The organism is Pedobacter hiemivivus (genome assembly GCF_005144565.1).
In the GTDB taxonomy this organism is placed as follows: Bacteria; Bacteroidota; Bacteroidia; order Sphingobacteriales; family Sphingobacteriaceae; genus Pedobacter; species Pedobacter hiemivivus.
In genome coordinates this window covers 90,438-113,543 of the sequence record NZ_SWDX01000013.1, presented here as the reverse complement: position 1 = coordinate 113,543, position 23,106 = coordinate 90,438, and the positions used below count along the sequence as shown (strand labels likewise).

General features: G+C 35.5%; 21 protein-coding genes and 1 tRNA gene. 17 read left to right on the top strand and 5 right to left on the bottom strand.

Translation table 11 applies throughout. The features are described from left to right. The first annotated feature begins 16 nt into the window (after positions 1-16). From FBD94_RS23555 to FBD94_RS23495, 13 genes are all read left to right on the top strand, one after another. The gene (locus FBD94_RS23555) at positions 17-1,138 is read left to right on the top strand and encodes an NAD-dependent epimerase (protein WP_131610607.1); all 1,122 of its coding nucleotides are present in this window, start codon (positions 17-19) and stop codon (positions 1,136-1,138) included. A gap of 214 nt (positions 1,139-1,352) precedes the next feature. Then, on the top strand, positions 1,353-2,756 hold the full coding sequence (locus FBD94_RS23550) for a pectate lyase family protein (protein WP_131610608.1): 1,404 nt from the start codon (positions 1,353-1,355) through the stop codon (positions 2,754-2,756). 89 nt (positions 2,757-2,845) lie between these two features. Next, positions 2,846-3,994, top strand: coding sequence for a glycosyltransferase family 4 protein (locus FBD94_RS23545; protein ID WP_136882043.1), 1,149 nt, complete (start codon positions 2,846-2,848; stop codon positions 3,992-3,994). 13 nt (positions 3,995-4,007) lie between these two features. Beyond that, complete coding sequence (locus tag FBD94_RS23540; protein WP_235884634.1) at positions 4,008-5,060, top strand: GNAT family N-acetyltransferase; 1,053 nt, start codon at positions 4,008-4,010, stop codon at positions 5,058-5,060. 17 nt (positions 5,061-5,077) lie between these two features. Next, positions 5,078-5,881, top strand: a complete 804-nt coding sequence (locus tag FBD94_RS23535; RefSeq protein WP_136882042.1) for a phytanoyl-CoA dioxygenase family protein — start codon at positions 5,078-5,080, stop codon at positions 5,879-5,881. 24 nt (positions 5,882-5,905) lie between these two features. Continuing rightward, on the top strand, positions 5,906-6,877 hold the full coding sequence (locus FBD94_RS23530) for a hypothetical protein (protein ID WP_136882041.1): 972 nt from the start codon (positions 5,906-5,908) through the stop codon (positions 6,875-6,877). Beyond that, positions 6,874-7,371, top strand: coding sequence for a GNAT family N-acetyltransferase (locus FBD94_RS23525; RefSeq protein ID WP_131610612.1), 498 nt, complete (start codon positions 6,874-6,876; stop codon positions 7,369-7,371). Before FBD94_RS23530 ends, FBD94_RS23525 begins: the two co-directional genes overlap by 4 nt. Before the next feature lie 82 nt (positions 7,372-7,453). Continuing rightward, positions 7,454-8,479, top strand: coding sequence for an O-antigen ligase family protein (locus FBD94_RS23520; RefSeq protein ID WP_131610613.1), 1,026 nt, complete (start codon positions 7,454-7,456; stop codon positions 8,477-8,479). A 63-nt stretch (positions 8,480-8,542) separates the two neighbouring features. Next, positions 8,543-9,607: a GNAT family N-acetyltransferase gene (locus FBD94_RS23515; RefSeq protein WP_131610614.1), complete on the top strand. Its 1,065-nt coding sequence runs from the start codon at positions 8,543-8,545 to the stop codon at positions 9,605-9,607. A 32-nt stretch (positions 9,608-9,639) separates the two neighbouring features. Beyond that, on the top strand, positions 9,640-10,050 hold the full coding sequence (locus FBD94_RS23510) for a GNAT family N-acetyltransferase (protein ID WP_136882039.1): 411 nt from the start codon (positions 9,640-9,642) through the stop codon (positions 10,048-10,050). Positions 10,051-10,118: 68 nt separating this feature from the next. After that, positions 10,119-11,159: a GNAT family N-acetyltransferase gene (locus FBD94_RS23505; RefSeq protein WP_136882038.1), complete on the top strand. Its 1,041-nt coding sequence runs from the start codon at positions 10,119-10,121 to the stop codon at positions 11,157-11,159. 33 nt (positions 11,160-11,192) lie between these two features. Then, on the top strand, positions 11,193-13,145 hold the full coding sequence (locus FBD94_RS23500) for a polysaccharide biosynthesis protein (protein WP_136882037.1): 1,953 nt from the start codon (positions 11,193-11,195) through the stop codon (positions 13,143-13,145). A gap of 67 nt (positions 13,146-13,212) precedes the next feature. Then, on the top strand, positions 13,213-13,575 hold the full coding sequence (locus tag FBD94_RS23495; protein WP_131610618.1) for a helix-turn-helix domain-containing protein: 363 nt from the start codon (positions 13,213-13,215) through the stop codon (positions 13,573-13,575). Positions 13,576-13,679: 104 nt separating this feature from the next. Here the strand turns inward: FBD94_RS23495 and FBD94_RS23490 are convergent, their stop codons facing one another. The 5 genes from FBD94_RS23490 to FBD94_RS23470 form a co-directional block, all read right to left on the bottom strand. After that, positions 13,680-14,927, bottom strand: a complete 1,248-nt coding sequence (locus tag FBD94_RS23490; protein WP_131610619.1) for a DegT/DnrJ/EryC1/StrS family aminotransferase — start codon at positions 14,925-14,927, stop codon at positions 13,680-13,682. A 56-nt stretch (positions 14,928-14,983) separates the two neighbouring features. Next, on the bottom strand, positions 14,984-16,165 hold the full coding sequence (locus tag FBD94_RS23485; RefSeq protein WP_131610620.1) for a DegT/DnrJ/EryC1/StrS family aminotransferase: 1,182 nt from the start codon (positions 16,163-16,165) through the stop codon (positions 14,984-14,986). A gap of 46 nt (positions 16,166-16,211) precedes the next feature. Continuing rightward, positions 16,212-16,745: a UpxY family transcription antiterminator gene (locus FBD94_RS23480; protein WP_131610621.1), complete on the bottom strand. Its 534-nt coding sequence runs from the start codon at positions 16,743-16,745 to the stop codon at positions 16,212-16,214. Positions 16,746-16,858: 113 nt separating this feature from the next. Next, positions 16,859-19,171, bottom strand: coding sequence for a GumC family protein (locus FBD94_RS23475; RefSeq protein WP_136882036.1), 2,313 nt, complete (start codon positions 19,169-19,171; stop codon positions 16,859-16,861). Positions 19,172-19,197: 26 nt separating this feature from the next. Further along, complete coding sequence (locus FBD94_RS23470) at positions 19,198-19,950, bottom strand: polysaccharide biosynthesis/export family protein (RefSeq protein ID WP_131610623.1); 753 nt, start codon at positions 19,948-19,950, stop codon at positions 19,198-19,200. 189 nt (positions 19,951-20,139) lie between these two features. Between FBD94_RS23470 and pncB the strand changes: the two genes are divergently transcribed. The 4 genes from pncB to FBD94_RS23450 all read left to right on the top strand — a co-directional run bounded on the left by pncB (position 20,140) and on the right by FBD94_RS23450 (position 23,101). Next, positions 20,140-21,318, top strand: coding sequence for a nicotinate phosphoribosyltransferase (gene pncB, locus FBD94_RS23465; protein ID WP_136882035.1), 1,179 nt, complete (start codon positions 20,140-20,142; stop codon positions 21,316-21,318). Positions 21,319-21,458: 140 nt separating this feature from the next. Then, positions 21,459-21,531, top strand: a tRNA-Lys gene (locus FBD94_RS23460). A 114-nt stretch (positions 21,532-21,645) separates the two neighbouring features. Then, positions 21,646-22,155, top strand: coding sequence for a GNAT family N-acetyltransferase (locus FBD94_RS23455; RefSeq protein ID WP_136882034.1), 510 nt, complete (start codon positions 21,646-21,648; stop codon positions 22,153-22,155). 163 nt (positions 22,156-22,318) lie between these two features. After that, the gene (locus FBD94_RS23450; protein WP_131610625.1) at positions 22,319-23,101 is read left to right on the top strand and encodes a leucyl/phenylalanyl-tRNA--protein transferase; all 783 of its coding nucleotides are present in this window, start codon (positions 22,319-22,321) and stop codon (positions 23,099-23,101) included. The last annotated feature ends 5 nt before the right edge of the window (positions 23,102-23,106 follow it).

Here is a 23,106-nt window from a genome sequence, read left to right as displayed (position 1 = left end):
CTAAAACCAACAGATTATGAAAATTTTAGTAACAGGAACAGCCGGCTTCATCGGTTTTCATTTAGCAAAACATTTATTAGAAAGAGGGGATGAGGTAATTGGGGTTGATAACATAAATGATTACTACGACGTAAATTTAAAATATTCCAGATTAAACGAACATGGGATATCGCAAAGTCAAATCCAATATGGAAAAGAAGTAGAAAGTGTAAAATATCCTGGTTATAAATTTGTTAAGGCCGATCTGACAGATAAAACAGCGTTGCAAAACATATTCAGTGAATACAAGATAGATGCTGTCTGTAATTTAGCCGCACAGGCAGGGGTACGATATAGTCTTACCAACCCCGAGGCCTACATTGAATCGAATATTGTTGGATTCTTGAATGTTTTAGAATGTTGCAGACACGCAAAAATTAAGCATCTGTTGTATGCAAGTTCTTCAAGTGTTTATGGCTTAAATAAGAAAATGCCTTTTTCTGTCAATAATAATGTAGATCATCCTATATCCTTATATGCAGCATCTAAAAAAAGTAATGAGCTCATGGCACATGCTTATAGCCATCTTTTTAATCTGCCAACTACAGCCTTACGCTTCTTTACTGTTTATGGTCCCTGGGGCAGACCCGATATGGCTTTATTTATTTTTGTCAAAGCAATAATGGAAGGCAAGCCAATAAGGGTTTTTAACAATGGAAACATGAGCAGAGATTTTACCTACATTGATGATATAGTAGAAGGCATAGTGCATCTAATAGACAAACCGGCAGTGCACAATGCAACCTGGAATGCCTTTGAGCCTGATCCTGCAAGTTCGAAAGCTCCATTCAGTGTGTTTAATATAGGAAGAGGAGCTCCAGTGAGTCTTTTGGAATTTATCAATGAAATAGAAAGTAACATTGGTGTTATAGCTAATAAAGAATATCTACCGATGCAAGATGGTGATGTAGCCGATACATGGGCTGATATCTCAGGATTAAAGAACGAATTAAACTATACACCTAAAATATCAGTAAAAGAAGGGGTACGTAATTTTGTGGAATGGTATAAAATGTTCTATTGCCCTGATAAGGAGGTGAAAAAGCGTTCAAGGATCAAAATATCAGACCAAAACTCCATTTTTAGCACAAGAATTTAACTTTTCTTTCACCATAAATAGTCATTTTAATGTCATTTGAGATTAATTGTAAATCTACTTTACACTTGCTATATTAGCTGAAAAGCGGCCTTTATTTATATGTGGGGACAATTTTCCCCAATGTGAGTACATTTGTTACATTGTTCTCTGTAACTTTTAAGATACAATTTTTTTTTGGACCCCCCGTTAAAGGGGTATTAAAAAAATTGTATTAATGGAAAGATTGAGAAAAAATTTGAAAAACGTGTGTGTACTAAGTGTATTGCTGTCAGCAGTTTTAATGTTTAGTCAATGTAAAAAAGATAGCCCTGCAGTTCCTGAAGAGTTGTCTGGTAGTATTAATGATACCGGATATGTGAGTGGAGATGGGTCATCTAGTACGTCAGTGATGACAGTAAATGTATCACAAGCTGTATCTGACGGAGGTTTTGCAGTTAGAATTCCAATGGATTCTAAATTAATTAGTGATACGAATGATAAACCTACAGTATCTACTGTTAAAGTATTTGAAAATGGTGTTGAAATAGGCCCTGCGCATACTTCACATGAAGAGATCAGAACTAAAGGAAAAGGACGTTTCAGTCATAAAACAGGTTTCTTATTCCTATCGGCTTCGGACAATTCAAATCCGAAAACAAACGGTAAGAAATATACTTATACCGTAAATGGACAAACTCCTACAACGCCGCCCACAACACCCCCTACAACTCCAACAGATCCTACAACTCCAGTTGCTCCAGTTACGGGAGACGTGCCAATTGGTTATGCATCTGTTAATGGTCAAACAACCGGTGGTAAAGGTGGTCAAACTGTAACAGTAACAACTTTTGCTGCACTACAAACAGCTGTAGCTTCGAGCTCACCGATGATTATCCAGGTTTCAGGAACAATTACTGGTACAGGATTACTTCGTGTAGCTTCAAATAAAACTATACTTGGCCTTAAAGGATCAAAGTTGATCGGTGCAAGTTTGTTTATTTACGGAAAGAACAATATTATTATCAGAAATATGAATATCAGTAAAGTGAAGACCTATTCAAACATCATTATAAAAGAAGGTTCTCACCACATCTGGGTAGATCATAATGAACTTTCATCAGAGCTTGTAAGTGACTGGGATTATTACGATGGATTGCTAGATGTTGGAACTGGTGCTGACTATATTACTTTATCATGGAATAAACTACATGATAATCATAAAGCAATGCTAATTGGCTTTAGCTATACTGAACCAGAATCTGTTGGTAAACTTCATGTTACCGTACATAATAACTACTTCTATAATGTTTCAGAGCGTTGTCCAAATGTAAGATATGGAACTGTTCACGTATTCAATAACTACCTTGACAATGCTGGATTTATGAGCTCATTGATGGGTGCAACAGTTAGAGTGGATAACAATTATTTCAAAAATACAACGCTTCCAATCAGAACGGAGCTTAGTCCGCAAGCTGGCGTTATTAGTGGTTTAAGCACCAATATATTTGATAACTGTGGTAAAAATATCATTACTACCGCTGCTTCAAGCTGGGTGCCAACTTACGAATACAAAACTGGATTCAATACTGCAGCAAATGTTCCAGCGGTTGTTACCAATGGATCAGGTGCAACATTATAATATCTAGAACAAATTTAAATAGCTGTGCAAGGCCATCTGACTGTAAGTCAGGTGGCCTTGTGGTTTAACAACCTTTTTAATTCATTGTCATGATAGATAACAGAAAGAAAGTACTGATTGCTTGTGATTCATCGAGAACCCTACTGGATTTTCGTGGTAAGCTCATTGAAGAGCTACTTATGAAAAATGATGTACATGTTTTTACGCCAAAAATTTCACAACAACATGTTAGGGAAAGGTTACAAATCATGAATGTCACTGTACACGAGAATAAGCTAAATGGCAGTAATGTTTCTATTTTTTCTGATCTTAAATACATCATACAGTTGTATAATTTGATCAAAGAAATTAAACCGGATATATTTTTTCCATATACATTTAAACCAGTAATATATGGAACCATTGTAGCGAAATTGTGTAAAATAGGTCGTATTACTCCTATGCTAACTGGATTAGGTTATAATTTTGCCGATAAGACCCCTAAGAAGCGACTGGTAAGTACGATAACCAGAGTATTATTAAAGTTTAGCCTAAGTTCAAGCAAAAGAATCAGAATCATTTTTCAAAATAGAGATGATTATCAGAAATTAATGGCATCTGGAATAATTGGCGTAAAACAGCAGGCTTTTGTCGTTAACGGTTCCGGTGTAGATTTAACACATTACGATTATTCTCCTCCCGAAATTAAACAGATTAGTTTCTTGATGATCTCTCGTTTAATAAATGCTAAAGGCATTAAAGAGTTTTATGAAGCTGCCAAGTTAATCCGCCAAAAATTTTCTAATGTAAGATTTAAACTCATTGGTTCTTACGATGATAATATTGATTCGATAAATAAAGAGTTATATGCCAGTATAAGGTCCGGAGAAGTAATTGAGTACTTAGGACCAGTTGATGATGTAAGACCATATATAAAAGAGGCTTCTATCTTGGTATTACCATCTTACTATGGTGAGGGGGTGCCCAGGTGTATATTGGAAGGAATGGCCATGGGTAGAGCAATTATTACCTGTGATTCTGTGGGGTGCAGAGAAACTGTAAATACCGCAGCTAAGCAACGTAATGGTTTTTTAATTCCTATAAAGAATGTAGCTGCCCTTGCCTCAAAAATGGAGTACTATTTAAAACATACGAAAAATATTCTCACTTACGGACTAAACGGAAGAAGCTTTGCAAAGGAAAAGTTTGATGTTAATCTGGTAAATGCAGAAATGCTTAAAATCATGCAAGTGGACTAAAAAATACACGAAAATGGCTCATATAGAAAATTATTTACCCGCTCTGGAATACAAAGTAATTACGAGTGAAAGCCCTGATAAATGGCTTAATTATGTCAGAAAAGCAGTTAATTATGATTTTTACCATACCCTTCATTATCACACTTTAGATAAAAGAGGAGACCCAATTCTCTTTGTTTACGAAGAGGGAGAAACATTCATTGCTTTACCTCTGCTAAAAAGAAGGATTGAGCCTGTAAATTATAGCGATTTTACTTCAAGCTATGGATATGCTGGCCCTATTTCTAATGAAAAATTTGAGGCACTTAGCAATAGCTTGATTGAAAACTTTAAGAATTCTTTTTTCAGTTTTATGAAGGAAAATCAAGCTATAAGTGTGTTTTCCAGATTAAATCCATTTATCAATCAATCTTTCTTATTAGAAAAAATAGGGGGGCTCCGGAGCAACGGAAGGACTATATATATGGATTTGACGCAATCATTAGAAGAGCAAAGAGCAAGATATGATAAAAGATTATATCGACAAATCCGTCAACTTCGGAAAAAGGAATACCTCATAAAAGAAGCCAATACACAAGAAGAGATTCGGCTATTTACCAGCATGTACAATCAAAATATGTTAAGGCTTTCAGCCGATAAAAGCTATTTTTTTGATGAAGCATATTTTACTTCCTTACTTAATAACCCAGACTTAAAATGTACCTTAATATTGATATACGATGGTGATGAAATGATTTGCGGATCCACCATAATATGGACAGACAGCATTATTAGAAATCACTTATCGGCAACTAGTGCGTCACACATCCACTTATCTCCAAGTAAGCTATTAACGGATGAAATTAGTGTAATTGGGAGAACGCTTGGTATGAAGTATTTTCATTTGGGTGGTGGTGTTGGAGGTAAGGAAGATACTTTATTCATGTTTAAATCGCTATTTTCTGATCTCTTTTTAGAAGATTATATCTGGTGTTATATTGCTGATGAACAGGCCTATGATCAATTGGTTGAGCAAAAAAAGGTCAATCCAGATAGTAATTATTTCCCCTTGTACAGAAGTATTTAGAACTAAATTATATACTCATGAAAAATAAATTTAACTACGCGGAAGCTACTGTAGCTGATTTCGAAAGTGCAGTTGGTCAATATGGCTGGGTTGTTTATGAGAATGCTTTAAGTGAGGAATTGGTAGATGGAATAATAAATGACTTTACTGGTGCTTATGATACAAGGCGTCAGATTCAAATAGAAAATGGCATTGATACCAGTATGGAGGGAACACTCCATCACGTATTAGAGCGAGACAATTTTGGATTATATTTTTTAGAACAAATGTTTTGTGACAAAGAAATGCGCCATTTTTTAGATGGAAAATATATTTTAAACGGAATGAGTGGGGTTATTAATATGAAAAATGACCGTCCATATGTTCAAAATGTACATCGTGATTTGAGAACCTTTACTGGCAATTTAAAAATGATGATACAAATGATTGTGTTGTTAGATGATTTTACTCTTGACAATGGTGCAACTTATTTACTCTCTGGTTCACATAAAGAGGATGTTAAACCCGATGATGAATATTTCTATAAACATGCTGACCGGGCAATTGCAAAAAGAGGCAGTATTATTTTATTTGACTCTAATTTATGGCATGCTGCGGGTAAAAACTATACAGAAAACCCACGAAGAGTAATTACGCTAAGTTTTACTAAACCCTTCTTTAAGCCTCAATTTGATTTTCCGCGATTCTTGGGATATGAATTTGGAAAAACGCTTAGTGAAAATTTGAGACAAGTCGTTGGTTATAATGCACGCATCCCAGCAAATCTATATGAATTTTATCAACCGGTTCATTTAAGAATGTATCAACCAGGACAAGGGTAAAAAAAACTAATCAATATTGATGGTATGCAAACGCAAAAGTCACAAACTAAAAGTATGGGCGGGTATTTTCAACTACATCTCGCTAATGGTAGGGAATATTATCCAGATCTCATCAAGTTAAATACCTCAAGAAATGCTTTGCAGTACATTCTCGAAGTTAAAAAGTACACGAAAGTATATATCCCATACTTTACTTGCGAAGTTTTACTGGAGCCTATGGTAAAATTGAATATCCCATATCAATTTTACCATATTGATGAGCAGTTGGAACCCATATTTGATTTTGAAGTTGGATCAACAGAATGTGTTGTATACAATAACTACTTTGGGCTAAAACAAGATGCTGTAAAGAAATTAAGCGATACTGTTCCTCATCTTATTATTGATAATGCGCAAGCCTTTTTTTCAGAACCAGTCCCTAAAATAGACACATTTTATTCTTGTCGAAAATTTTTCGGCGTTCCAGATGGTGCCTATCTTCAAATCAATTCGGATGAACGCTTATTCCCTGAAAACGATATTTCTACCAATCGGTTCTCTCATTTGATTACAAGCATTGATCATAGTATAGAGCATGGTTATGCCGATTTTATAGAGAATGAGCTGGACTTTATCGGTAATGAAATTAAATCAATGTCTTCGTTAACACAAGCTGTTCTTTCAAATATTGATTACCAAGTTTGCAAAAATAGACGCATCGAAAATTTTAACTACTTACACGAAAAATTATCCTCTATTAATGAGTTAGGTATGGAGTTTCCAACTTCAACACCAGCGATGCTTTATCCTTTATTGATTTCAAAAGCTGATGTAAAAGCAAAACTTATAGAGAAAAAAATATTTGTTCCTACCTATTGGCCTAATGTTTTTAGATGGACTACCCAGGATACACTAGAGTATAAGTTAGCCAAAAACGTGATTTACCTACCGATGGATCATCGTTATGATTTAAAGGATATGGCTTATATGCTAGATGTTTTAACTAAAATTATATGACCCCTATATACATAAGACCATTGGTATTAGCTGATGCCAAAACATCATTTAACTGGCGTAATGATCCTGAAGTATGGGAGTACACCGAGTACCAGCCCGATCTGTATATATCGCCAGAGCTAGAAGAAGAATGGCTGAAAGCTAAATTAAGCAGAGTCAATGAAAAAAGATTTGCAATTTGTTTAGAAGAAAATGATCAATACATAGGCAATATTCAATTACTCGATATTGATGGCGAAAAAGCCTCTTACCATATATTTATTGGAGAAAAGAGCTTTTGGGGGCGGGGTATTTCGCAAAGTGCCACAAAACTCATATTAGCCTATGCTTTTTCAGAATTGAATTTGGAAAACGTTTCATTGGAAGTAAATCCGTTAAATGTACCAGCTTGGAAAGCCTATCAAAAAGTAGGTTTTGAATCTATAGGCGAAAATAAAAAAAATGGGTTTATGAAGATGGCAATCAGCAAAAATGAGTTTTTAACCATACTGTAGTCAATTTAAAAAAAATGCGAACATGAAATATCTTAGGTTACTCATTTTGCTATTAATTTTCTGTAATCTACCGAGTTATTTAATGGTCCATATCAACCCTGCAGTTGGATCGATTTTAAGTTACAGCACTTTTTTATTGATCATTATTTATTACTTATCTACAGATCATCATAAACCCGTAATCCCCTTTATTGTATTTGGACTTTTATTCTCTTTGATTTGCCTGATCGTTAGCTCCCACTTTTTCGAGATGCTTTTGGTCACTTTTATGAAGTATTTTGTTTTTATAATAATGGTGTCCAATTTAGTAAGGGATGTCAAAAACACGGATATATATTGTCTGCTACTTATTGGGAGTTTAAGCATAATTTACGAAGCTATTTTTGTAGTAGGTATAGGAATGGGGAGCACTGGTTTTTATTTAAATGCAAATTTTGCTGCTTATGCCTGCCTTTTAGGTTATATTTTCGGTTTGTCAATAGAAAATCAAAAGCTTAAAATAGCCGGGCAAATTTTGTTTTCTATTGCTGGTCTGGTTACTTTTTCACGAACATTTTTGTTGATATGGTTATTGATCAATCTTTTGTCTGTATTTGTACATTATAAGAACATTTATAAAGTAGCCATGTGCGTGGCTTTGTTTGTTGTATTTCTAGTTTTTGGCGATAAATTTGATTTCTCCAGCAGTACAGAAACATGGAGATACTATTACGATAAAATTCTAAGCAATCCAATTTGGGGCAATGGATATCATTCGTTTAGCAAAGAAAGCCTGCACAATACATTTTTAATGATCATGGGTGAAGCAGGAATTTTTGCCTTACTCTATTTCATGTGGATGTATGGATACCTGTTGGTTAAGGGCGTACATTATTTTAAAGATAATCCAATAATTTTCTTCTTATCATTTTCGTTGGTCCTGTTTATGTTAACAGAACATAGCTATTTTGATAATTATTTAGTATTGTTTATTTCACTATGGCTATATCATGAAACATATAAGTTGAGGGATGCCCGGCGGCAAAAAGAAGTCATATTCACTAGATCCACGAAAAAGAATAAAGAATCAAATAAAGAAAATCTCCTGAAGCACTACAGCTTGAATTAAAGGAGGTCGGCCTTTTTAACGCGGAAAATTGTAACCGTATTATTTACTGCAAAAACTAGTATTATGATTAAAGTAATTACCTTATCCCAAAAAGAGGAATGGGATTTCTATGTTAAGAATGCCTTTATTCATGATTTTTATCATACCTGGCATTATCATACCTTGGATGAAAGCGGTGTTGCCATTCTTCTGGTTTACGAGGAAGATGGAGATTTTATTGCATTTCCTTGTTTGAAAAGGAAGATCCCAGACTCATCTTTTTTTGATTTAAGTTCCGTATATGGTTATGTAGGGCCAATAGCTAACAAAGAAAATCAATACTTAAGTGAAGCTCTGATAAGCAATTTTAAAAAAGCATTTTTAAACTTTCTGAAAAATGAGCAAATAGTTTCGGTCTTCTCCAGGTTACATCCTTTTTTTGATCAAGATAGACTGGTGAGTGGTTTTAACGGAATTTATGAAAATGGAAAGACAGTAGCACTAGATTTAACTTTGCCTATTGTATCTCAACGTAAAAAATATAGTTCCTCGACCTATCGTGCTATTAGAAAAAGTTGGAAAAGAGGCTTTTCAATAAGAGAAACAAAACAGGACGCAGATGTCAATACGTTTATTGATATCTATTTGGAAAACATGGCGCGCATTAACTCTACAGATTATTACCTATTTAGCAGGCAATACTTTTTTGATCTGATTAACTCCAATGATTTCGATTGTCGTTTGCTGTTGGTGAGTTTAAAAGATGAAGTCGTATGTGGTATGATCATTACTTTTACGCATGGCATTATTCAGGCGCATCTGGTAGGCACTAAAGAAGCCTACCTAATTGAATCCCCAGCTAAACTTTTAATAGATGAAATTACGGTCTTAGGTCGTAAAGAGGGAATGAAATATTTGCATCTCGGTGGTGGGCTAGGCTTTAGAGAAGATACCTTATTTAATTGGAAATCATCTTTCTCCGACCTTTTTCTGGATTATAAAAGCTTCCGACATATCGTTAATGATTCCGTTTATCAGACTCTGGTTCAGAAACAAAGAATTGAAAAAAATGCAACTATTGATTTTTTTCCACTTTATCGTGCTGTAGCTAAGGTTTTAGCATACAACTGTTTTGAGTTAATAATCTGATTGTTCTGTTATGTTTCAAACCCAATCTCAAAATGAAATCAAAAATTTACGACATGATGTATCCATTGATCAATGATGGCAGTGGAACATATGAACTTGGTGATTTGAATGGTTACATTGATAAAATCATCGAAAAGGGATGTTTAATCTCTATAATGGAGAACGATGTTTTACTTGCTTTCTTGGCATATTACGCCAACGACTACGAAAATAAACTTGCGTTTGTATCAATGGCGGTAGTTTCACCTTCAACACGAAAAATGGGGTATGGAAGAAGGCTGGTTGATTTTTGTTTTGTCGATTTAATTTATAAAGGTTTTAAAAGATGCCTTACTGAAGTAAATGCGAACAATCAAGCTGCATTGAATGTCTGTAAGAAGCTTGGATTTAATGAATTTGAAAGAAAAGGTAAATATATAGTTTTGGAAAAGTTGTTGTCGTAGTTGTCTTAATAGGAGGGGATCCCTTCAACAAGAAGAATAGTGTCCGTAGTACTGAAAAAACTAGCGTTATGATTAAAGTAATTACATTATCTCAAAAAAAGGAATGGGATTTCTATGTCAAAAATGCATTTGTTTATGATTTTTATCATACCTGGCATTATCATGCCTTGGACAAAAGTGGTATTGGTATCCTTTTGGTTTACGAGGAAGGTGGCGATTATATTGCATTTCCTTGCTTAAAGAGGAAGATTCCAGACTCATCTTTTTTTGATTTAGGTTCCGTATACGGTTATGTGGGACCAATAGCCAATAAGGAGAATCAATACTTAAGTGAGGTTCTGATAAATAACTTTAAAAAAGCATTTTCAAACTTCCTTGAAACTGAGCAAATTGTTTCGGTCTTCTCCAGGTTGCATCCTTTTTTTGATCAGGATAGACTGGTTAGTGGTTTTAACGAGGTTTATAAAAACGGGAGGACAGTGGCGCTAGACTTAACTTTGCCTATTGATTTTCAACGCAAAAAATATAATTCAGACACCTATCGTTCGGTAAAAAGAAGTTGGAAAAAGGGATTTTTTATTAGAGAAAGCAAGGAGCTTGAGGATATTGATGTCTTTATTGAAATGTATGCAGAAAATATGCAACGTATTGAATCTACAGACTACTACTTGTTTAATCGGCAGTACTTCCTTGATCTAATTAATTCAACTGAATTTGATTGTCGCTTATTATTGGTTTGTGTCAATAATGAAATCATGTGTGGAACGATTGTTACTTTTACCCATGGCATTATTCAGGGACATTTGATTGCAACCAAAAGTTCATATTTAAGGGAATCTCCTGCTAAATTTTTAGTGGATGAAATTAGCCTGTTGGGGCGAAATGAAGGAATGAAATATATGCACCTTGGAGGGGGGCTTGGCTTAAAAGAAGATTCATTATTCAAATGGAAATCTTCATTCTCAGATCTATTTCTGGATTATAGAAGTTTACGGCATATCGTTAATCATTCTGTTTATGACCTTTTGGTTAAACAACAAGGGATTGATAAAGATACGAATGTTGATTTCTTTCCACTTTATCGCGCTGTGGTTGAGGTTTTAGCGTGAAGTTGTTTCAATTAATAATCTAATTATTTTTTTATGAAAAAACTAATGTTCGGCGACAAAACGTATTCGCGCTGGTTGATCTTATTGATAGATCAAATTATTATTATTTGGACTCTTTTTATGTCTTTCTTGTTAATTAACAAGTTCGAGTATACGCAGCTATTTTATATAAATACCTTTATCTATATTGGGTTATATAGTTTAGTCTCTGTTGGTGTATTCATGAGCATGCGCATACATACTGGCATCATTAGGTATTCTAATACACAAGATATTATTCGAATATTTATGGCAGTATTGTTAACTAATTTTGTTTTTGCCATTGTAATCAAAGTATGCTCAGTCTTACACTTCTATGCGCCATCTAAATGGGTTCCAGAAGTATTGATTATGAATTTTTTCGTATCATCATCATTATTAATTATTTTAAGAGTCGTTGTAAAGAGCTTATTTGTTTTCATAAGGGCACTGGAGCCTACCGAGAAGAAAGAGAATATTTTAATATATGGCTCCGGTAGTGATTCAATTTTAGTTAAAAAGGCTTTAGAGGGCAGTCAAGGTAATGCGTTAAATGTAATCGCTTTTGTTGATGATAATGAAGACAAACTAAACAAATATATCGAACAAAAAAAAGTATATCATTCCAAATCCATCGAGACCTTAAGGAATAAATTCAATATTAGTAAGGTCCTTTTTGTAAGTGATGATTTAAACGTAAATGGTAAAAAAAGCACTTTAGATAAATGCATTGAGTTAGGCATAAAAGTAGTCACTGTACCACAATCTAATAAATGGTTGTATGGTAAATTAACGCCAAATCAAATTAAAGACTTAAAAATAGAGGATTTATTGAATAGAGAGCCCATTGTACTTACAAAAAGTAATATTTTGAGAGAGATGGTTGGAAAACGGATTTTGATTACTGGGGCTGCGGGCTCAATAGGATCAGAAATTGTCCGTCAGATTGTAAACTTTAATCCGGAGTTCGTTGTCCTTTGCGATCAGGCAGAAACACCTTTGCACGATTTGCAATTAGAGATTGAAGATGATTTTCCTCATGCAAAAACACATGTAGTAATGGCTAATATTCAGAATAGGTCCAGAATGAAAGCCATTTTTGATGAATACCATCCACAAATCATTTTTCATGCAGCAGCCTATAAACATGTACCAATGATGGAAAATAATCCGTCTGAAGCCATATTAACCAATGTACTTGGGACAAAAAACTTATCGGATTTAGCCATAGAGTCTGGCGTAGAAAAGTTTATAATGATTTCAACAGATAAAGCCGTTCGGCCTACAAATATAATGGGCGCATCCAAACGTCTTGCCGAAATGTATATACAATCCTTAAACAATGATAGGGCTTTGTCCATATCGAGTGATCAAGTAGAGCAGGTAGATGCTAAAGTCGAAAATAGAACTAAATTTATTACCACCAGATTTGGCAATGTATTAGGTTCTAACGGGTCAGTAATACCTCGATTTAAGGCACAGATAGAACGTGGCGGACCGGTTACAGTTACGCATCCGGAAATAACAAGATATTTTATGACTATACCGGAATCGGTTCAATTGGTGCTCGAAGCCGCGGCCATGGGGAATGGGGGCGAGATCTATATTTTTGATATGGGTGAACCCGTTAAAATCGTTGATTTAGCGACTAATATGATCAAATTGGCGGGCCTATCTCCTGACAAGGATATTAAGATTATTTTTACTGGATTAAGGCCTGGCGAGAAGTTATATGAAGAGTTATTACTTGTAGAGGAGCAAATAATCGCTACTTATCATCCAAAAATTAAAATATCTAAAACAATTAGTCTTAGCATTCGTTATGTGCAGGAGGTAATTGAAGAATTACTATTTCTTAACAACCTAAATAACGATTATGCTATGGTTAAAAAGATGAAAGAAATAATACCTGATTATAAAAGTAAAAACTCGAGATATGAAAAAATAGACTATTACATTATTAACTAACTACAAGAGAGATTCATCCCTGTGAATTCTAATATCATCAATTTATGAACTAAATTAATTATTTGTCATGGATTTAAATGTAGGTAAAGTAATTGAGCGCGCTGTTAGGAGAGATCATATGGGAATAAGTGCGCTATCAAGAAAATTACATGTTAGTAGAAGAACCATATACAATTGGTTTGATCAGGAATCTTTAAGCTTTGAGATTATCTGTAAGATTGGGAATGCCATTAAGTATGACTTTTCAAAGGAATTTCCGGACGATTTTGCTCGTATTGACGACGAAATAGGAAGCAATATGAATCAATTTACAAATGGAGACAACAGTTCACCGGAATCTTTTTCAAGCTCAGTCAATTATTGGATGAACAAGTACATCAAACTACTCGAAAAATACAATGAGTTGTTAAGCCATAAATTTCCAACTTGATTTACTTGCGTGCTTTTTGCCTTATAAAACACAAAAAAGGGGGCTGTATCATTTTTAGATGATACAGCCCCCTTTTTTGTGTAATTATGATTCAAGTAGATTGATTACTCCACGTGTAATAATTGCTGTAATTTGTTGTTTTTAAGTTGTAATTGTACTGCACTGATCACAGCATCAATAACGTAATCGGTATCTTCATTAGTTAGATTGGGATAAATAGGCAATGAGATCTCGCAAGCATACTGTTTATAGCTGTTTGGATAATCGGCAATATTATACCCAGTTTTCTTGAAGTAAGTTAACATAGGCATAGGTATGAAGTGGACATTTACAATTACCCCATGGCTAACGATTTCTTCAATAATTTGATCTCTTTGGGCTTCCGTAATATTCTTTATGCGCAAAGGAAAAATATGATAAGAAGTCTCTCTTGTAAAATCTTCTAGTGATGGTGGGATGAACCAACTATAGCTACTAAAAACATCGCAATATTTTGTGGCGATGGTTTTACGCGCTGGCAATAAAATATTTTTGTATTGTTTTATCTGTGCCAGGCCTATTGCTGCACAAACGTCTGGCATATTGATTTTTAAGCCTTTATATAAAATATCATATTTCCAGTTACCACCTTTAGATTTGGTGTAAGCATCTTTGTTTTGGCCATTTAACGAGAATATCTTTAAGAAATCATATTCCTCTTCGTGATCAAAATTACCAGGTAAATTTAGGCATATGCATCCGCCTTCTCCTGTAGTGATATTTTTTACAGCGTGAAAGGAAAATATGGTAATGTCACAGCATACTGCAGCAGAATGTCCCATATATGTTGCACCAATAGAATGGGCTGCATCCGAAATTAAAAGTATTCGACCCAATTTTCTTTGTTTTTCCGAATCCGGTACAAATAAACTTCTAACCTTGGGGCCTTTAAGTAAAGCTTTGATCATATTGTAGTCGCATGGCCAACCAGCAATATCAACAGCGATTATTGCTTTTGTTTTTGAAGTAATAGCCTGCCTTATACGCTGCGGATCTATGGTTAGGTCATCTGATATATCAACCATAACCGGAGTGGCGCCACAATGCATTACACACAGCGCAGTGGCACTATAAGAATATGCAGGTATAATAACTTCATCCCCTTCTTTTACGCCAAACCATTTTAACATCATGATTGCGCCCGAAGTCCATGAATTTACACAGATCGCAGTTTTGGATTTTGTTAAGCGAATAACCTCTTTCTCAAGCTCTTTTACCTTTGGCCCCGAAGTAATCCATCCTGATTTAAGCGAATCTACTACCTCATTAATTACATTTTGGTCAATAAACGGCGGTGAAAATGAAATGTTCATATTCTTATATTTTAAAAGGTGAATAGAATTTTGTAAGATGCCTGTATGGCAGAAACTTAAGAGAGAGAATCTTTTTTGGGGAGGAGTTCGTTAATTTCTGTTTCAATTTTATCCGCGATCTGCAGTCCGAAATCTTTCTTCTCTGCAGGAGCTGCCAATTCATAATTTTGTGTTCTTTGGATGATACGGCAAATCAAGTCCAGATCTGGAAGCGTTAAAGTGTGGTAAAGTGGCAAACAAACTATTTTTTTCACTACATCGTCGCATATGGGTACATCCGTATGGTTAACGTAGGGTAGGGTGGCAAGAGATGGCGAAAAGTACCTGCGACAATATATTTTAGCGAGCTCGAGTTTCACCATACATTTTTGTCTCAGTGTTTCCGATTCAAACAATACTGGGAAATAAGCATAATTATAATCTTTATCGCGATTTAGCTTTGGAAAAGTTGCTTTTACATTTTCTAATCTTTCAAAATAATGTAGCGAAAGTTCCTTTCTTTTTTCCAGTATTTGGTCAACGTGTTTTAGATTGCAAAGCCCCATAGCGGCATGAAACTCACAATTTTTACCATTTACACCAAGACCTTCGAATGTTTCCGGACCATTATGTCCAAAATTTCGCATGTACAACATCTTTTTCAACAAGTCCGGATCCTTAGTAAAAACAGCCCCACCCTCAATCGTATGAAACAATTTAGTCGCATGGAAGCTCGTAGTACTAATATCACCATATTCAAATACAGATCTATTCCTGTACTTCGTGCCGAAACAATGTGCTCCGTCGTAAATAACCTTTAAACCATATTTGTCAGCTATTTTTTGGATCGCATCTATATCACATGGATTTCCATAAACATGGGTAGCCAGTATAGCCGAAGTATGAGATGTGATTGCCGCTTCAATTTTTGATGGGTCGATGTTAAAAGTTTCAGGGTCTATGTCAACATACACAGGTTTGCAGCCTTCCCAAACAATACTACTTGTGGTAGCAACATAAGAAAAAGGCGTAGTGATTACCTCACCGGTAAGCTGTAAGGCCCTAATGGCCAGTTGTAATGCAAAAGTGCCATTACAAACATATAACAAGTGTTTTATATCTAAGTACTCCTTAAGTTTTAATTCAAGGTCATTTAGTAAAGGGCCATTATTTGTGAGCCATTGACGTTCCCAGATACTATCAAGATATTCTCTAAATTCTTCTTCCTTTGGAAGAAATGGTTTGGTTACAGGAATCATTTGCTTAAGATTAAATGTTTGAAATCTGTTGTTGCTGTAAGTCGAACTAAATTGCCGTGTTCAACATTACATCAGCCAGGGGGACATTGGAGACCAGGGCGCAGTTTAAATGATCAAAAACCATTAAAACAGTTTTACCATGCACCTTGATAACTGTTCCTTCCTGGTTGTAAAAGATGCCGCTCTTAATGCGGATGCGGTCGCCATGATTTATTTCTTGCGAATTGATGACCTCATAATCAGAATGTGTGCTGATCAGATTCTCAATTTTATCTATTACACTATCCCTGATTACAGCGGGCTTTCCCATGTAATAGATAAAATTCAGCACCCCTAGCGTCTGCCTCACTTTATATTCCTCACGTTCACTAACCCATACAAACACATAACCACTAAAAAGTGGTAAATCAACAATTTTCTTTCTGTCCGCCCATTGATTGCTCACCCGCCTAATTGGGCAGTAGGATTTTATATCCTGCGTTTTTAATAATCTGTCTACCTTTTTCTCCCATCTCGGACGGGTGTAAACAACTAACCAGCGTCTGGTCCAAGGGTGTCTGGAGCCGAATTGATTTTCCATATGAGAATTATTTGATTACAAAAGCTAATTGGAAAAAAATGTCAAACACGCACAGCTTCGCTACCTCACTTACATGACAGTTTTATTCATAAGTAAATCAGGGATGATTTTCGTTAGTTTCTCGAGACTTCTAAGCCGTATCCATATCCAAACCCGCCATATCCGTATGTCGTACTATTATCAATTTTCGCATCGTTAAAAACTACCATTGGGTTATTTAGTTTTTTATAATAGAGGATATCTTTCAAGATATTAAGTTGCAATTTGTCTGTATAATTATAGCGTACAAGGTATATGCTCACATCAATGTATTTAGACAAGCTAAAGGCATCCGCAACCTGTCCAACTGGAGCAGTATCGATAATCACATAATCAAATCTGCGCTTCAATTCTTCCAACATTTGTCCAATTTTCGGGTGCATCATCAGCTCCGCCGGATTCCCTGCTACTTGGCCACAATCTACTACTAGCAAATCATGGTACTTTCTTGAGTTTAAAATGAGATCATCAATAGTGATTTCATCCCTCAATAAATAATCAGTAATGCCAATTTTCGAATTCAAATGCATTTTTTGAAGCAGTTGTGGCTCCCGCATATCAAACTCCAGCAAAACAACCCGTTTATTTACTGAGGCTAAAGTCATACCCAGGTTAATAGAGAAAAAGGTTTTTCCTTCATTCTTCATACAAGAGGTAACCAACATCACTTGGTCAGGTGAGCCAGAATTCATAAAATGCAGGTTACTTCTAATGTATCTAAACAGTTCAGAAATTGTTGACCTACTATTGCGTTCTATTACAGGAGCCTCATTTTTTTCGAGGTGATTTAAAACTCCTAAAACTGGTACCCCTGTAAGTAGTTCAATTTCATTTATGTTTACTATTTTATTGTTCAATGCCGATCGGCCATAGATGGTAGCTCCTGGTATAAAAAAGCCTAAAAAGACTGCAAAAAGATAAACCAATTGCGTTTTCGGTGTTACAGGTGTACTATTGTAAGCTGGTTTATCAACAATTTGAGAAGTTGGTACAGTTCCAGAAAGTGAAAGTGTAGTTTCTTCCCTTTTTTGCAATAGGTAATTGTATAAATTTGCTTTTACAATTTGCTCTCTGCTTCTTTCCTGTAATCCCCGCGCTACCGCAGGTACCAGATGGATTTTAGAATTAAAATTGGAAGTCATTGATCGTAGATTATTTCTTTCAATGATTAAGCCCTGCTTGATGTTTTGAAGATTTTCCTGAATATTTGATTTTAAGCTAGTCAATTGAGCTGTTAGATTCTGCACCAGTGGATTACCTTCTTCAGAAGTGCGCAACATGCGATTTCTCTCCTGTTGTATCATATTAAATTTGCTGGTTAGCTCATTTAAGGTCGAGTTGTTTATGCTCAATGAGCTCGGCACCAGGTTTAAACTGTTGTTGTTGAGGTATTTTTCGAGGGATGCCAACACATTAAGTTGTACATTTGCGGAAGACAACATTTGGCCATATTCGCTTGCTTTCTCTATGCTTGTTTTAGCGTCCATGTCCACATCAGTGATCATATTGTTTTGTTTGTAATCTTCTACATCCTGCTCAACACTCGTTAAATCATTATTTAAGTGTTTCAATCTCTTATCAATAAAGTTGATCGTATTTACTGCAATAGTGTTTTTCTTAACTACATTTTCCTCGTTGTAAGTATTAATAAGATTAGTGAGTATATCTACGCCTCTTTGAGGGACGTTGTCATTAAGGCTGATTATAATTGTATTGGCTTCTTTTTCAACAGGCATAATCGTTAAGCCCGATAAGTTATAGGATTCAGCCATTAAAAACAGATTTTTAAACTTCAGTATAACAGGATCCGTATTTCTTTTAAATGCGGGCCCTTTGCTTACTATTATTTGGTACCCTGGTTTCTTGATTAACGCTTCATAGGGCAGAATAGATTCCTGGTCTTTGTCTGTCAGGACAAATTGATGGTCATTTAAAGCAGTTATTTTTAATGATTTTTTATAGCCTCTGCCATCTACACCGATTAGCTTAACTTTTATTGGTAAAGCGTTTCCATATAATTCCTCATCCCTTAAACTACCTTTCTGGAAATAAGCGACATCAAGAGAAAGCCCTTTTAGGGTTTTAAAAATAAGCTCTCTGGCACGCAAGGCCTCCATTTCACTACTTGCCTTTCTATCCGTTCTAAACATGTTAAGGTCGCTAAATGCAGTTCCCTTTTGTTCCCCATCACCTTTTCTATCATCCTGAACTAATAATGTACTGCTTACTCTATATTGTGGGGTCGTGGTTTGCAGGTATAAGAATGCCCCTAAAAAGCATAGTCCAATACAGAGCAAAAAGATGGGCCAGTTTTTTAAAAATTTCTGTAAAATAATCTTCAAATTGTCTACTGAGGTTACCGTGTTTTGATAAGCTGAAGTGTTCATATGCTAGCGATTATAAATTGAACTAATTATCTTAATAATGCAGTTAGTAATACAGCTATGGCAGATATGCAGGTAGTTATGATAGGTAATGCGCGGACGTTTGGATTGTATTCTTTTTCTTTAGATTTGTCGGGCTCAACATATACAATGTCATTCTGTTTTAAGTGAAAATAGGGCGAATCGTATACATTCTTATCATTAAGATTTAGCCTGGTCATTTTTCGAACCCCGTTTGTTTCTCGAATCACCAAAACATTCTCTCTTTTGCCGTACACAGTCATGTCGCCAGCCATACCCAATGCTTCTAGTAAATTGACCTGATCACCTGGGACAGTTAGCGACGCTGGATGGTTTACTTCTCCAATTACTGTGATTTTAAAATTAACCAGTTCAAGATCCACTACTGGATTTTTAATCTGTTTTTTAAGCTCTCTTGTAATTAGGTTTTGAGCCTCTTCAACAGTTAGTCCTTCAACCTTTAAGTCACCTAGTAATGGTAAAGTGATCATTCCATTGTTGTTTATTCTAAATCCTGATCTACTACTTATAGTGTTGTTGCTTGTACTATTATTAGCACTGGCAAATAAAACGTTATACTCCGCATTTAAACTCGTCAACGACAGACTTAACTGATCGTTTTTTTGAAGTTTAAGTTCGGGAACATTCTGGATTTGACTACTGGATACGTCGTTGAGGTTACTGAAGTAAACAAGATTTCTGTGCGGTGCGCAGGCCATTAACACCGTTGATATTAACAAAGCAAAGCATATTTTTTTCATTTTGATCTGGTTTAGAATTTCACTAAATGATAATCTTTAATTTGTTTAATAAAGTTATAGAAATAATAAACCAGTATACACGAGGGGCACTATGTTGTATTTTAAATTGTAAATGTTTACACTGATTTTTACGAAAAAGAATGGTAAATTGTTCACAGGTTTTACAAGTTTGACAACTGTATGGGTGCAATGTTTACATTCCCGTTATCCTCCATCCTTGATAACGACTTCTATAAAGTGACCATGCAGCAAGGAGTTATTCGTTTATTCCCAGCGGCAAAGGCGAGGTATCAATTTATAAACCGCGGAAAGCATTTATTTCCTCCCGGATTTGCCACAGCTTTACGAAGTGCTGTAAATAGTATGGCCTTATTAAAGCTAAGTCCTAAAGAAAAACGTTTTTTGCAGCTTAACTGTCCTTATCTCGATCCTGTGTACCTTGATTTTCTGGAAGGCTACCGTTTCAATCCCGATGAAGTGCACATTGAGCAGGAGGGAGACCAATTGAAGGTAAGCATCGAAGGCTTATGGTATCGGACAATTTTGTGGGAAGTCCCTTTAATGTCCCTAATCTGCGAATTGTATTATGTTTTAAACAATGCTAGCAGGATTGGCGACCAGGCGGTCATTGATTTAGCAAGACATAAAATAGAGAGCTACAGAGATCTTGGGGTGACAGTAGCCGAATTTGGTACGCGCCGAAGATATTCTTATCAAGTGCAACGTTTGGTATTACAATCGTTAAGCACCTATGGAAAAGGCTCTTTTATTGGCACTAGTAATGTGCATATGGCTATGTTACATCAAACAAAGCCAATAGGTACACATGCACACGAATGGTTTATGTTCCATGCAGCAAGGTATGGCTTCAAAATGGCTAATGCGATGGGATTGGAGCATTGGGTTCAGGTTTATCGTGGCGATTTGGGTATCGCATTATCTGATACGTATACTACAGATGTTTTTTTTAAGCAGTTTGATAAAATGTTCTCTAAACTGTTTGACGGGGTGAGGCATGATAGTGGCGATCCGCTGGTATTTGCAGATAAGGTAATTGCACATTACCAGAGCATGGGCATCGATCCTAAATCTAAAACGATTATTTTCTCCGATGGATTGGACTATGATAAGGTAGCCCGTATTGCCGATCATTGTCGTAATAAGATAGGAATGTCTTTTGGTATAGGGACCAACTTTACCAATGATGCCGGACCTGAGCCGATGAATATTGTAATTAAAATGACCGAAGCACATCCACAAGATGGGGAATGGACCGAGGTGGTTAAATTGTCCGATGAACGAGGTAAATACACCGGAAATGCAGAAATGATCAATCTTGCTAAAATTATTCTTGGTATTCATAGTTGAATTTAGGTTGTTTTTTGAAGTTAATTGGAAATAATCTCTCTGGTAATAAGTCTCTTAAGGGATGTGTTCCTTTTTTTTGAAAAAATATTTAGCAGAATAAATTAATAATTCTATCTTTGCACCCTCATCAAACGATAGATGATTCCTTAGCTCAGCTGGTAGAGCATTACACTTTTAATGTAGTGGTCCTGGGTTCGAATCCCAGAGGGATCACGAAAGCCTCACAGAAATGTGAGGCTTTTTGCATTAAGATCTAATTTAGGTATTTTTGAATTTCATTTTAGTCTGTCATACTGAATTGAAAGAATAATTGAACAATATACCATTTTGGAAGAAATCGAAACAGTCAGATTGTATTTAAAAGCCACAGATATTGAGGATGCTCCCTTTATATTAGAACTGTTCAATACCCCCAAGTGGATTCGTTTTATAGGAGATAGAAACGTAAAAGATTTGGCAAGTGCAACCGAATATATCGAGAGCCGGATGTTGCCGCAAATGGAAGCATATGGCTTTGGTAATTATGTGTTAGTTAGAAAAGAAGATGGAGCTAAGATTGGGACTTGTGGACTCTACAAAAGAGAGGGGTTAGATGGAGTAGATATTGGCTTTGCTATGCTGCCCAATTTTGAGGGTAAAGGCTATTCGAGTGAGGCTGCCATAAAATTGAAGCAACTTGCTAAAAACGAGTTTCACTTAGAAAGACTTAATGGCATAACGTTGCCTGAAAATGCAGCATCAAGAAACCTATTGGAAAAGTTAGGTTTAAAGCTAGAAGGTGCTATTCGATTACCAAATGATATAAAAGATTTACTCTTTTATTCAACAATTTTATAATTCACCATCCAGTTCGTGATTAATGTTGTAAAGCAAAATCTGTATCAAACCTATCATTGTGTGAAGGCTTTGTACAATATTTTTAACCGTCTGGTTTGTTGGAGATTAAATAATTAGATTTAGGGAAAGGTTTTTTGTTTATTTTGTTAAAATATCATGAAATATGGGACTTTTGCCAAAAGTAATATCATCCATCGTTCCTACAGGACTTAAAGGCCCGACAAAAAGGTTGCTTCAAAAGTTATTTCATTCGGGTTTGGTAAAGGTGTCTGGAGGTCGCGAAGATGCTTTATTGTGGTCCTCTGCACAAGCTAAATTAACCCCATATATGATGATACAGGGATTTTTACAAGGTACCTTTCCTATGCCTAAAGTCGATGATAATAAAATCTTTATTTGGCATGATCCCGATCCCCGCGCAGTTATACCTGTTGCTGATTTTAAAATAAGAAATGATTTATTGCGTTGCTTAAAAAAAGACAAGCTACAAGAGTCAGACAAACGATTTGAAATAAAGGTGAATGTTAATTTTGAACAAACCATACTAAATTGTTCGAAACCTAGGGGGGAGAAAACAACCACATGGATATCCACTGAATATATTAAGGTCATGTTAGAGCTTCATAAAATGGGGATAGCCCATAGTTTTGAGACTTATCAAAACGGTGAGCTTGTAGGGGGTGTTTTGGGAGTTGCTTTAAACGGTTATTTTATCACTTTAAGTCTCTTTAGAACTGTTGATAACGCTAGTAAAGTTGCTTTTTGTTATCTATTAACCAAGCTTAAGGAAGATGGATTTAAGTTGCACATTACCGGAGATGCCAATAGCTGGTTTGCTCAATTTGGGGCAGTTAATGTCACAAAGAATGATTTTAGACAAGAGCTGATATCTGCGATTACTGCACCAGTTATCTTTACTTCTCGAATGCCAGAACTCGTAGTATAGCTTTG